Source organism: Frankia sp. CgKIO3 (genome assembly GCF_977946435.1).
The window spans coordinates 1-12,506 of the sequence record NZ_CDWTMO010000126.1; the positions used below are offsets into that span (position 1 = coordinate 1).

The following is a 12,506-nucleotide window of genomic DNA, read 5'->3' on the forward strand; positions in this document are numbered from 1 at the left end:
CCTAGGGACAGCGGGCTGCCGCCTGGGTGTGTCGCGAGAAGTACGAAAAGGCGGGCGGTGACCAGGGCGTCATAGGCGGCGCGGTGGGGCCTGTGCTCCGGTGGGATGCCTTCGGCCAACCCAAAGGCTTCGACGAGTGCGCCCAGGCGGTAGCTCACCCGGTCGGGCCGCAGCCGGCGGGCCAGCCTCAGGGTGTCGAAGACTTCGCCCGGCGCCCAATCCGGGAAGCTTGCGGTGCAAGATCCCGAGGTCAACGGGGGCGTTGTGGGCGACGATTGCCGTGTTTTCCAGCGCGGTGCGCACCTCTTCGGCGATATCAGCGAACATGGGAGCTTCTTCCACCATTGGGTTTGAGATGCCGTGGATGCGCTGGGCGATACCGGTGATAGGAGTGGCCGGACGCACCAGCCAGCTGAGCGGCTTCCCGATCGCGCCGCCGGTGACGGGGACGGCGGCCAGCTCCACGAGGTCGGGCGGCCGCCCGCCGTTGCCCTCCACGTCCACGACGACGTAGCCCCGGCTGGTCCAATCCGTCACGATGCCTCCTCCTGGCCCCAGCCGATGTCGGCACGCCCGTGCCGTCCGGCGTAGTGAGGATGACGTAGATCGTGGATTTGGAAGCGCAGGGCATGTTGGAGGAAGTAGCGGGGCTGCTCATGGGGGAGCCCGCCGACCACCACAGCCCGGTCCGTGATGTCGATGATTTCCAGCGAGGCCCCGAGCGTCGAGGTCTTCCAGCACAGCGAAGGTGTGGGGCTTCACCGCCGGGAGGAACGGCTCGGTGGCCCGGTTGAACAACTGGATAGGGGGGTGGTGTCCGCCCGGAAGTACGGGTGGGCCACGAGCTGGGTCACGGCCTCGGCGTCGCTCATCACGGCGCGGGGCTGGCGTTGGCCACAGCCCGTAGGTGTGGCGGATGCAGTAGGCGCAGTCGAGCGGGCAGCCCTGGATATGGTTGAGGGATAGCCCGCTTTTACGGTACTCCACCACTTCGCGCGCCCGCGTGGGAAGTTGCTCGATCTGCCTGCTCGCAAGCAGGGGGACGAGAGTGGTCACCATTGCCCTCCGGGGCCTGGTCAGGTGTGGCCGTGATTGGCCTGACTCGGAGGGTAAGGGGCATGAACGATCCTGGAAAGAATGTTTCTCAGAATCTCTCGAAACTCAAGCCTCCTCGTCTTGCCCGCGAAAATCCGCGCCATCCTCGGCCACTTCGGCGGCCAGGTCATCGAGTACGCGGGTGATGATCACGCGGGCCGGTCGGCCATAGCTGGCGACGGCGGCGAGTTGGTCAAAGGCGCTCGCGTATAGCTCGATCTCCTGCGGTTGCCGCAGGTCAAGGGCTGCACTGAAGGTCTCGACCAGTACCCGCTCGGTGTCGTATATCCAGAAGCCGTGCCACGGCGACGTGGCGTACTGCGTCTCGAATCCGATGATCCCCAGCCGGACGTTGGGCAGCTGGGAGAAGGAGATCAGACGGTCGAGCTGGCCGAGCATGACGTCTGATGGGCACAGCCGAAACCTGAGTGCCGCCTCGGTCAGCACGAAGTGGAACCGCTTGTCGGAGCGGTACAAGATCTCTTGTCGCCGGACCCGTGCGGCCACGGCTTCGTTGATGTCGTTCGGCAGCTTCAGCCGGCGGATGCCCTCGGCGAACCGTGCCCGCGCATACTCGGCGGTCTGGAGCAGACCGGGGATCACGGTGGCCTCGAACGCCCGGAAGAGCCGAGTCCGCTCGTCCCACCCGATCAGCTCCTGCTGCCGCGGCTTCAGGCCAGTCCGCAGGATGCGCTGCCACTCCGTGTGCTGGACTTCGAGCGTGTGTAGGGCCGCGAGCAGGCTTTCGGCTTCCGCCTGACTGCCGGTTGCCCGCGTCCAACCCCTGATGTCGTCGTCAGTGGGCGCCTGGCGGCCGTTTTCGAGCTTGGAGACCTTGGAAGCCGGCCACGACAACGACTCCGCGAGCTGCCGGCCGCTCAGGTCGGCCGACGTACGAAGCTCGCGGAGTCGTTTGCCGAGCGCGCCACGCGTCTCGTGGACGTTAGACGCGCCGGAGGTGCTGTTCGGTGGCAAAGTCGTCCCGTCTTACAGCGTGGTGCCAGGCGGCATCACGCCAGTAGTTGTGCTGCACGATCTCGGCCGGGTCTTCGCCTACTTCACCACCCAGGAAGCGGGCGTCATCGTCGAAGTGCATCCGAACCAGCTTGGACGAGTCGAACAGCCAGTAGTCGTGGTTTGGCAGGCCGCCGGCCTCGGCCAGGTCGCGCGTCAGGTAGCGGATGTCCTCGCCGGCACCACCTGTGAACTGCGCACACCACACCCCGAAGCGGCTGTAGTCGGTCAGCGGCAGGCTCACTACCCGCACGCGGGCGAACCGGCGGCCCGCGGACGTCGCCTCCCGGAGCATGTCCAACCAGCTCTGCATCCACGGAAGGTCATCTGGCTCGTCCGCGAGGAACTTCCGCAACGACTCGTTTTCGTATGGCGCGTCGTAGCTGTCGCGGTCCTCCAAGCGGAAGGCGGTGTGCTCGAAGGAGTGGAAGAACTGCCGGAACTCGGGGCCGGGTGAGATGAGCTGGCTCAGTGCTCCCCCTCCTGCTCCAGGTAGCGGCGGACGTAGAACTTCAGGACGTCTTCCGGGATCTCGATCAAGGTCTCGTGGTCGGGGACAGCGCCGATGTCCGCAAGCGCCTGCGGGTCGGTCACCTTCCACCCCTGGGCGATGTAGGTCACCCGGTCCGTACGGTCGGTGGCGAACAGGGTGGGCGAGTTGTCTATCTGGGAGTCAGGGTCCTTGCCGAGGAACCGGGCACGCACGGGGCCTCCGTTGCTAGAAATATTGCGAACCGTTCTTCGGGCCATGGTGGCTGACCGGGCGTGGGGACGTCAACCACGGACGACGGCGGGATGATCTCCCCGGTGGCGGATTGGGACAAGTAGGGGCAAGTTGCACCACTCTCTCCCGACGACTCCGCGTACCGAGATACCGCTGCGTCCGCAGCCAGACCACTTGATGAGCCTGACTCACGAAGTGGCGAGACTGCGTCACGGTCTCGCCACACCCGCAGCGGCAGGCACGCGCCTCGGGCCGGGCGGTAGCGCCTTGCTTATCCGTATTCACCTTGAGTGATCTACGGTACAATTGATCTAGTTCTGTCCGGAATGTCTCGTTCGAAAGCCGCTCCACCAGGGGCACGCACGGTTGAGACAGGCCAGAGCCCCGCGCCCCCGTCCAAGGCGCGGGGCTCTGCCGCTTCAAGGTCTCTTGTACTGCAATTCGTACCACAATTGGCGACGGGGGCCGCCAAGCGACTCAGGCGATACCCTCCCGCTTCTCACTCTCTGTAACAGTGGGTGGAGTCTGCAGCCAGGTGAGGATATCGTCGATGCTCCCTGCGGTCCCCCGCCGGACGTCCTCGAACACGTCGATGCTACGCGCCGTCCTACCCGCCAGCTCCGAAGCGATGATCTACATCGCCATGATTGACAACCTCGCCAAACACGTAACAGGCGTGAGGTGCCCCGAGTCTGGTGGAGACTACGCCGGCGGCTCAGTGCGAGGCCGACGCCCAAGGGCCAACGCCACCGATGCATTCGACATCCTTGATTCTTTCTACTGCGCCGCTGCCTGCCGGTCAATTGAGCGGCTAGACCATGCCCTCCGGCTGGAGGACCTGGCCGCCCACGCCGGGATGAGTCGCCGAACCTTCACCCGCCGCTTCGCTACGTCAGCACCTACGCGACGCCATCGCAGTCCCCCGAACGCCTACCGCAGAACCTTCCGCGGCTAAGGCGCCAGGAGCGCGTCCAGTGGTGAGGCGGGCCCGGTGCGCCCATGCCTTGGCCCGGTTGCCGCAGATGGCCATGCTGCACCAGCGACGCTGGTGGGCCTTGGTGCGGTCATAGAACCACAGCGTGCAGGTCGGGCCGTCGCAGTTGCGGACGAGCGACCGGTTGCCATGCGCGAACAGGTCCGCGGCGGCCCGCGCCGGCAAGGCGAGGAGGACCTCGGCGGATGCCCACGTCCCGCTTTCGACGATCGCGGGGGTACCGCCAACACGGGTAAGCCGCGCGTACCGATGGTCGGTGGCCAACAGCCCATTCAGTCGCGACAGCGTGGGTTCGTCCGGCACGGTGGAGCTGCCGCCCGCCCAGGCGCCGATGAGCGGCCGCAGCCACTCCCGGAGCTCGACCGCGGCGACGGCGATGCGGTCGAGCTCCTCGGGCCCGAACCGAGCAGGCAGCGCCTCTCGTTCGGCCGTGCCGACAAGCCCCGCGAGCTGGAGCCAGCGCAGGTAGCTCCGCCCATCGGCGATCAACTCGATCGGGCCGTCCGCCGAGAAGGCGAGGCTGTTGACGAAGTCCAGCACCGGATGATCGCCCAACCCGATCAGCACGTCCGGGTTCATCGGAGACCTCCCCTCGAGCCGATCGCCCAAATAACCACTCCACTTCCTCTTGAGAGGTTACTCCCCCGTCAAAGTAATCGTCTTAGCTATCTTTTTTAGATATCTTTTATGGACCACTGGACCACTGGACCACTGCGCCCGACGGGGCCCGCCGCTGACCGGCAGAAGCCCGTCGGGAGCCCGTCGGGACGGTCGGTCAGGAGTTGGCCACCGGAAGGTAGATCCGATTGCCGGCGACGTTGAACTCGGCGGCCTTCTCCCGCAGGCCGGCGGTGACCGCCTCGTCGCCGGCCGGGCCCGCGCCATGCCCGGCCGGGTCCAGCCCGTCCCCGCCCGCGTGTGCCCGCATCTGGTGGGAAATCTTCATCGAGCAGAAGTGCGGGCCGCACATCGAACAGAAGTGCGCCGACTTCGCGGCCGGGGCCGGCAGCGTCTCGTCGTGGAACGCGCGTGCGGTGTCGGGGTCGAGCGCGAGGTGGAACTGGTCAGCCCAGCGGAATTCAAACCGGGCGTCCGACAGGGCGTCATCCCAGGCCTGCGCGCCGGGATGACCCTTGGCGAGGTCGGCGGCGTGCGCGGCGATCTTGTAGGCGATGACGCCGGCCTTGACGTCGTCCCGGTCAGGCAAGCCGAGATGCTCCTTCGGGGTGACGTAACAGAGCATGGCGGTACCGGCCCATCCGATCATCGCCGCCCCGATCGCGGAGGTGATGTGATCGTAGCCGGGGGCGATGTCGGTGGTCAGCGGCCCGAGAGTGTAGAACGGCGCGTCGTGGCACAGCTCCCGCTGCAGCTGCACGTTCTCCTCGATCTTGTTCATGGGCACGTGCCCGGGGCCCTCGATCATCACCTGGACGTCGTGCTCCCACGCCACCTGCGTCAACTCGCCCAGGGTGACGAGCTCGGCGAGCTGTGCCTCATCGTTCGCGTCCGCGATGGACCCGGGCCGCAGGCCGTCGCCCAGGGAGAACGTGACGTCGTACGCGGCGAAGATCTCGCACAGCTCGGCGAAGTGGGTGTAGAGGAAGTTCTCCTCGTGATGGGCCAGGCACCAGGAGGCCAGAATCGAGCCGCCGCGCGAGACGATCCCGGTCCTGCGCCGCGCGGTCAGCGGCACGTAGCGCAGCAGCACCCCCGCGTGGACCGTCATGTAGTCCACACCCTGCTCGCACTGCTCGATCACGGTGTCCCGGTAGACCTCCCAGGACAGCTTCTCCGGCCGGCCACCGACCTTCTCCAACGCCTGGTAGATCGGCACGGTCCCGACCGGCACCGGCGCGTTGCGGATGATCCACTCACGGGTCAGGGCGATGTCCGACCCGGTCGAGAGGTCCATCACGGTGTCCGCGCCCCAGCGGGTCGCCCACACCATCTTCTCGACCTCTTCCTCGATTGAGGAGGTAACGGCCGAGTTGCCGAGGTTCGCATTGATCTTCACGAGAAACGCACGGCCGATCGCCATCGGCTCGGACTCGGGATGGTTCACGTTCGCCGGCAGCACGGCCCGCCCCGCGGCGATCTCCGCCCGCACCGTCTCGACGGGAAGACCCTCCCGCAGGGCAACGAACTCCATCTCCCGAGTGATCTGACCGCGGCGGGCGTAGCCCAGCTGGGTTACGGAAGGCCGTCCCGGCACCGCCCGACGGGGCACTCGCACCTGCCCGCCGAGATCCGTCCCGCCAAGACCGGGCGTCCCAGAACCGGGCGCCCCGGTCCCGGGAACGGTCCGCTGTTCATCCGGCGCGGTGTCGCCACGCTGGGCGATCCAGCTGTCCCGCGTCGCCGGCAGACCCCGGTGCACGTCGATGGTTACCCCCGGGTCGGTATATGGACCGGAGGTGTCGTACACCACGACGGTGTCACCCGTGGTCAGCACGATCTCCCGCATCGGCACCCGCAGATCGGGATCCACACCGACCAACCAGGTCTTGCGGCTGCCCGTCAGCGGACCCGTCGAGACCGCCATCATCGCCGCGGCCGAGATGGACGAGGAGGAGGACGAGACAGAGGAGGACGAACGGTCGGTGCGCGACACCATGTTAAGACTCCCTACGCCGGCATTACCCGGACAGGTTCCTGCGGTCGGCGGCCCCAGCCGCCCTCTCAGCCCCTTGGCGGAGCTCCCGCGATCAACTTCGACGCTTGTCGACAGTAAGACACCGCCGGCCCGCTCGCCACCCCTTCCGGTTCATCCGACGCATGCCCCACACCATCGGGCGACGTGAGAGCCCTGTTCCGCCGGACCCCGGTTTCTCCGCGTGGCGGGGAACGCCGGACCAGCTCAGCGGTCCGGGGCCGCCGCCGGCCCGGAACTCCCGCCCAGGTAGGCCGTCTCGATGAGCTCGGGACGCGCGACGAGATCCGCCGCGCTCGCCGACAGCGCGATCCGGCCCCGGTCGAGAACGTAGCCACGGTCGGCCACCTGCAACGCAAGCGAGACGAACTGCTCGACCAGCAGCACGCCGGTCGACGTCTCGAGGGCGATCGTGCGCAGCAGGGCGAGCAGCTGCGGCGCGACCCCGGGTGCCAGGCCGAACGACAGCTCGTCCACCAGCAGCAGACGCGGTCTGCGCACCAGAGCGACAGCCAACGCGAGCCGTTGCCGCTCACCCCCGGACAGTTCTCCGGCCGACCGGTCGAGCAGGCCGCGCAGCACCGGGAACCAGTCCAACACCGGCCCGATCTCGCCGGATGAGCGCCGGCCGGCCGCCAGGCGCAGGTTCTCGCGGACGGTCAACCGCCCGAGTGACCCTCGTCCCTGCGGTACGACCGCCATCCCCCGGCGGGCGAGTGTGCTCGGCGCGGCCCGGCGCGACCGGTCATCGAGGACCTTGACCCGCCCCCTCGACGGCGTCAGCAGCCCCGCCGCCGTGCGGATCAGCGTCGTCTTGCCCGCGCCGTTCGCTCCGAGCAGCGCCACGATCTCCCCGGCACCGACGGTGAGCGACACGTCCCGGAGCACCGGAACTCCGTCGTATCCGCTTGTGACCCGGTCGAGCACGAGCAGATCGCCCCCGCCTCGACCGGGGGCCGGCGCCGGGGTGGAGCCAGGCATGGACCCGGAGGCAGAGGCCGGGGCAGGCCCGGCGCGGTCGCCGCCGTCCGGCTCACCACCGCCCAGATAGGCGGCGCGGACCGCCGGATCGGCGCGCACCTCGGCAGGTCGACCGCGCGCGACGACGCGGCCCCCGTCCAGGACGAGGACGTGGTCGCATACGTCGAAGACGAGCTTCACATCGTGGTCGACGAGCAGCACGGCGATGCCGTCGGCGGCGATGCGGCGCAGCCGGTCGGCGAGCGTCCGGCGGGCGGCCGGGTCGAGACCCGCGGCCGGTTCGTCCAGCAGCAGGACCTTCGGCCCGGCGACGAGGGCGCGGCCGAGAGCCACCGAGGACCGCTCGTCGTGGGAGAGCGTCGACGGCAGGCGGTCGGCGATCGTGGCGAGCCCGAGCGACCGGGCCGGATCTGGCCCGTCCGCGGGTCCGGGTGCCCGGGGCGTGACGACGGCCAGGTTCTCCCCGACCTCCAGGCTGTCGAAGAGTTCCAGCGCCTGGAAGGTGCGGGCGAGCCCCAACCGCAGCCGCTCATGCGCCGGCAGTCCGACGAGCACGGCACCGTCCAGCGTGACGGTGCCCGCGCTGATCGACGCAAACCCGGTGAGGGCGTCGATCAACGTCGTCTTTCCGGCTCCGTTGGGTCCGATGAGCCCGGTGATGGTGCCGGCCGACAGGGTGAAGGAGACATCCTCGAGGATGCGCGTACGGCCCTGGTCGGCGGCGAGCATGTCGACCGCCAGCAACGCCGTCACGGGGCTCCGCCCGGGTTGACCGGATGCGGGGTCAGGCTCGGCCGGCCCTGGTCCGGCGGCTGCGGGTGTCGCACGTGATCTCCTCGACGCGTTCGCTGCCCAGAACCGGTCCGATGCGTGCCACCCGACCGATCCACGCGGCCCTGATGATCGGCGCGAGCCGTCCGATGCGGTCGGTACGCGAGCCCGGCCGGACGTAGCACCGCCAGCACCACGACGGCGATCCCGCACAGCACGGACTGGTACTTGCCGAGCCCGGCAACCTGGTCCAGCACGATGAACACGATTCCGCCCGGCACCAGCAGGCCGCCCAGCAACGCTCCGCCGACGCTCGTCACCCCACCGGCGGCCGCGATCGCCAGGAAGAACAGCGAGGCCGTGACGCCGAACGAGTCGAAGGACAGACGTCCCTGACCATAGCCGATGAGGCAACCGCCGAGACCGGCGATCGCGGCGGAGAGAGTGAAGGCGAGCACCTTCGTACGACGGACGTCGATCCCGGCTGCGGCAGCGGCCCGTTCGTTCGCGCGCACGGCCAGCATGCGCCGGCCCAGGTCCGCGGTGCGCAGCCGGGCGACCCCGTAGCAGCACGCGGCGAGCACGGCCAACGCCAGCAGCCCGTACTCCGGCCGAGGGAACCCGGCACCGGCGAGCCCGAGATCGAGGCCGAAGATCTTCGGATTCGGTACTACCGACCCGGCCAACCCGCCGGTGACCAGCGGGTTTCCGAACACCACCTCCTGGATCGCGACGCCGGCGATCAGAGTGATCAACGCCAGGTCGATTCCACGCAGCCGCCGTGACAGCACCCCCAGCAGCAGGCCCGCCACAGCGGCGGCACCCGTGGCGAGCAGGGGTGCGATCGGGAACGGCACGCCCAGCTCACCCTGGAGTCTGGCCAACAGGAAGCCGGCGACACCGGCGAGGGTCATCTGCGCCAACGAGAGCTGTCCGACGTACCCGGTCAACACGACGAACGACAGACACACCACGGCGCCAGCGAGGCTGCGTTCGAGGCCGAGCCGGTAGGGGCCGGTCAGCACGAGGATCGCGACCACCCCGAACGGCACACCGATTGCGAGGTGGCGCAGGGGAGACTCCGGCGGTTCGACCACCGGCATCGGAGCCGACACGGCGACGCCCGCGGCGCGACCGGGAATCAGGTCCCCGCGCCGGCTCGCCACCGCGATGACCAGAAGCATCGGAAGCAGCGCGCGCAGTCCCGGCTGGTTCAACCAGGAGACGTCCTGTTGCAACGGGATCAGGACAGCCTGGGTCATGCCGAGGCCGAGAGCTCCGACGACGGTCAGACCGAACGAGGACAGGCCACCGAGCAGAGCGGCGGCGAGCGCGGGAACGACGAACAGCGAGTAGCTCGTCGGATTCAGCGCACTGATCGGCGCCACGAGGATCCCGGCGAGAGCGGCGAGCACGGCCGCAATGACCCAGTTGACGGCGGCGATCCACCCGGGCCGCCGACCGAGAAGCGCGGTGGTCTGCTCATCCTCGGCGACGGCGCGGGTAGCCAGGCCGAACAACGTCCAGCGCGACATCGCCCACAGACCGGCGGCGACCACGATGACCGACACGGCGAGCAGCAGCCGGTCGCTCGCCACGGTCACGCCCAGCAGGGACAGCGGTGACTGCGGCAGCACCGGGCTAAGGAACCTGTTGTCAGATCCGAACTGGAGCACGGCGACGGCCTGCAGCGCGATCGTGAGGCCGACCGCAGCCACGACCGTCATCAGCGGCTGGGCACGCCGCAAGGGCCGAAAAATAACCAGATAGGATACCAGTGCTAGGATTGCCGCCATTGCGAGGGATGCTGACAGGGCTAGCCCGAAGGTGGGCGTGTCGGTGAGATGAATTCTTGGCGGCATCCCGACGACGGGCAGTACGAGGTCCCCGACCTCCCGTAGTTCTGCGTACTGATAGGTGACGTACATAGCGAACGCCCCATGGGCGATGTTGACCACGCCGGACGCGCGGTAGGTGAGCACGAGCCCCAGCCCGAGCGCCGCGTACACGGCCCCCGGGCCAAGGCCGAGCAGCAATGCTGCTATATACGTTGTCACCGGACCCCCGTAGACGCATCTATTACAGATAGAGAGATCCGAACTGCGATGAAGACCGGACGCATGGTCACACAACAGTCCCCGTCCGGCCGGTCGACGGTCAAGCCCCCAGACCGGTCGACGGTCAAGCCCCCAGAACTGGACGACAGAAGTGTAGCTTCACGAGCCGTGAGACAAGCCTCCCGCATCCTCCTCGCGTTCTCCGTAGCCTTGTCCGTTGTCGTCGTCGGGTGCACGAGTCAGCGCGGTGGCTCGTCCGGCGCAGCTGCCGGTGGCAGCGCGGCGGCGAGCCGCCTGACCGGGCCTCCGGTCACTGTCGGCTTCGTAACGGTTGAGAACAGCACTGTCGGGTCATACCCGGAGACCCGGAAGGCCGCTCAGGCCGCCGTGGACTACGCCAACACCTCTCTGGGCGGGCTCGACGGTCGGCCGCTCCGGCTGATCAGTTGCGCAACCGACGGCTCGCCGGAGTCTTCCCAGAACTGCGCCAACCGGCTTGTCGCCACGAAACCACTCGCGGTGGTCGGCGGGATCGATTTCGGCGCGGAGGCGGCGATGCCGATATACGAGACCGCCCACATCCCGTACGTCACCGGCTCTCCTCAGCTGAGCGGAGAACTCGGCTCACACAACGCCTTCGCGTTTTCCGGCGGTTCGCTCAGCGAGCTGCTCGGCCTCACCGACTATCTGACGAACATCCGGCATGTGCGCAGCGTGCACGCGCTGTACCTCGACCTGCCCGGCCTGCTGTCCGCCGCTATCCAGGGATCACAGAACATCCTGCGCCATAAAGGTGTGTCCGATATCAAACTGGTGCCAGAGAAATCCGACGCGGCGGACTTCGCGCCAGCCCTGACCCAGGTCGCGGCGGGCAAGCCAGACGCGATCATCGTGGTGTTCCAGGCAGCGACGTGCACCCGGATCGTCCAGGCCGCGGCGGCGCTGAACATCCGCAGCGACATCTACTTCATCGGTCCCTGCACCACCCCCGCGGTGCCGCGCGCGGCCAGCGGCCGGACCGACAACCTCTACTTCGCTTCCAGCTACCTGCCGGTCGGGACGAGCGATGGTGACGCCGACACGGCGGCGTTCCGTAAGGCGATCCCGGAGGCCGATCGTTCCTCGTCGTCGCAGGGATCCTTCTCCGCCGTCCTCAACATCCGGTCGCTGCTGGCCGGTACCGCCCAGCCGACCTCGGCCGCCCTGCTCACGGCGCTTCGTGCCTCCCACGACCACCCGAACGTCATGGCCCATCCGTTCACCTGTGACGGCAAGCAGATCGACATCTTCCCGGCGGTCTGCAACACGGCGGTGCGGCTGCTGGCGTGGAAGAACAACACGTTCACCGATGTCACCGGCAACTGGCTCGACGGGCGCCAGCTCATCAAACTGATCAACTAATCACCTGGGCCGACCCGGGCCAGGCTGGACCGATCCGGGCCGCGGCACGGCACGGCTCGCTCAGCGAGCGGCTCCGGTCGGTCCAGATCAGCGCCGCCGATTCATCGGACAACACCCACTGTCTCATCCGGACCCAATGTCTCATCCGGCGCGACGCCGCCGAACAGGGCGGCGTCGACTGCCCCCGCAGCCGGTCACCCAGACGCGACGCGCACCGGCTTCTTGACAAGCGGTTGACTAACATTGCTAGCTAGAATCGACTAACAGCGTTAGACGACTAGACGACTAGACGACTAGACGACTAGACGACTAGACGACTAGACGACTAGACGGTCGACCCGGACCACGCGCCCACGGATCCCAGGCCCCAGGCCCAGCCGGATCCGCTGCCGACAGCAGCCAAGATCACCCTTGCCGGGCTCCTCCCACTTCTGACAGCCGGAATCTGGGGTAGGTGGCTGGCGCCGCGGGCAGCACGCAGACTCGGCCAACCGTCGCGACTCGCGGTGAAACTGGCCCTCTTCGTCGCCACCGCGATGCTCGGGCGAGCGCCGGTTATCCGCTCTGGGCACTACTCTTCGTGATCTTCCTGGTCACGACGACGGTGTCCGCGCAGATCCTCACGCCGCACCAGGGAGCCGGTGTTTAGATAAGAGTCCCACCTGAGCCGGCCGTGACGCATCGAGGCGTGGAATAATTCTTCCATGAAAGCCGCGGTCCACATCACGTGTCAACTGATTTCTTCCGGTCGGAGAACGGCGAAAATTTGAATGCCGGCTGGCCTCAATGCCCTTTCCGCCAAGTTGCTCAAGCTGC

Annotated in this window: 11 protein-coding genes, 1 pseudogene and 1 riboswitch; of the genes and pseudogenes, 2 read left to right on the top strand and 10 right to left on the bottom strand. The window is 67.9% G+C overall.

Annotated features, from left to right (window positions below; all coding sequences use genetic code 11):
* From AC08OJ_RS14245 to AC08OJ_RS14285, 9 genes and pseudogenes are all read right to left on the bottom strand, one after another.
* Positions 1-254 (bottom strand): exonuclease domain-containing protein (locus tag AC08OJ_RS14245; RefSeq protein WP_476595966.1); only part of this gene is annotated, 254 nt, incomplete at its 3' end.
* A 34-nt stretch (positions 255-288) separates the two neighbouring features.
* Positions 289-537 (bottom strand): annotated as a pseudogene (locus AC08OJ_RS14250) (3'-5' exonuclease); the annotation flags it as partial.
* A 624-nt stretch (positions 538-1,161) separates the two neighbouring features.
* Positions 1,162-2,070 carry a helix-turn-helix domain-containing protein gene (locus tag AC08OJ_RS14255; RefSeq protein WP_476593386.1) on the bottom strand — a complete coding sequence of 303 codons (909 nt, stop codon included), beginning with the start codon at positions 2,068-2,070 and terminating at the stop codon, positions 1,162-1,164.
* Entirely contained in the window at positions 2,039-2,509 is a 471-nt protein-coding gene (locus AC08OJ_RS14260; RefSeq protein ID WP_476593385.1) for a DUF6879 family protein, read from the bottom strand. Before AC08OJ_RS14260 ends, AC08OJ_RS14255 begins: the two co-directional genes overlap by 32 nt.
* A gap of 68 nt (positions 2,510-2,577) precedes the next feature.
* Positions 2,578-2,814 (bottom strand): hypothetical protein, encoded by a 237-nt coding sequence (locus AC08OJ_RS14265; protein WP_462186614.1) that lies wholly within the window; start codon positions 2,812-2,814, stop codon positions 2,578-2,580.
* 911 nt (positions 2,815-3,725) lie between these two features.
* Positions 3,726-4,394 carry a CGNR zinc finger domain-containing protein gene (locus tag AC08OJ_RS14270; protein ID WP_476595967.1) on the bottom strand — a complete coding sequence of 223 codons (669 nt, stop codon included), beginning with the start codon at positions 4,392-4,394 and terminating at the stop codon, positions 3,726-3,728.
* A 208-nt stretch (positions 4,395-4,602) separates the two neighbouring features.
* Positions 4,603-6,444, bottom strand: a complete 1,842-nt coding sequence (gene thiC / locus AC08OJ_RS14275) for a phosphomethylpyrimidine synthase ThiC (protein ID WP_476593383.1) — start codon at positions 6,442-6,444, stop codon at positions 4,603-4,605.
* Positions 6,435-6,543, bottom strand: a riboswitch (TPP riboswitch). Its footprint overlaps the gene before it by 10 nt.
* 144 nt (positions 6,544-6,687) lie before the next feature.
* A complete protein-coding gene (locus AC08OJ_RS14280; protein ID WP_476593382.1) occupies positions 6,688-8,214 on the bottom strand; it encodes an ATP-binding cassette domain-containing protein in 1,527 nt (508 codons plus the stop codon).
* Complete coding sequence (locus AC08OJ_RS14285; protein ID WP_476593381.1) at positions 8,211-10,289, bottom strand: branched-chain amino acid ABC transporter permease; 2,079 nt, start codon at positions 10,287-10,289, stop codon at positions 8,211-8,213. Before AC08OJ_RS14285 ends, AC08OJ_RS14280 begins: the two co-directional genes overlap by 4 nt.
* Positions 10,290-10,457: 168 nt before the next feature.
* Between AC08OJ_RS14285 and AC08OJ_RS14290 the strand changes: the two genes are divergently transcribed.
* Together AC08OJ_RS14290 and AC08OJ_RS14295 are read left to right on the top strand one after the other, a co-directional pair.
* Positions 10,458-11,690, top strand: coding sequence for an ABC transporter substrate-binding protein (locus AC08OJ_RS14290; RefSeq protein WP_476593380.1), 1,233 nt, complete (start codon positions 10,458-10,460; stop codon positions 11,688-11,690).
* Between the two features lie 404 nt (positions 11,691-12,094).
* Positions 12,095-12,274: a DUF2568 domain-containing protein gene (locus AC08OJ_RS14295; RefSeq protein ID WP_476595969.1), complete on the top strand. Its 180-nt coding sequence runs from the start codon at positions 12,095-12,097 to the stop codon at positions 12,272-12,274.
* Positions 12,275-12,310: 36 nt separating this feature from the next.
* Here AC08OJ_RS14295 and AC08OJ_RS14300 read toward each other — a convergent pair.
* On the bottom strand, positions 12,311-12,506 hold a 196-nt coding region (locus AC08OJ_RS14300), incomplete at its 5' end, for a hypothetical protein (RefSeq protein ID WP_476595968.1).

What these genes read in the sequence shown, in the direction of transcription:
- thiC (WP_476593383.1), bottom strand. Translation starts at nt 6,444, where the DNA reads ATGGTGTCGCGCACCGACCGTTCGTCCTCCTCTGTCTCGTCCTCCTCC.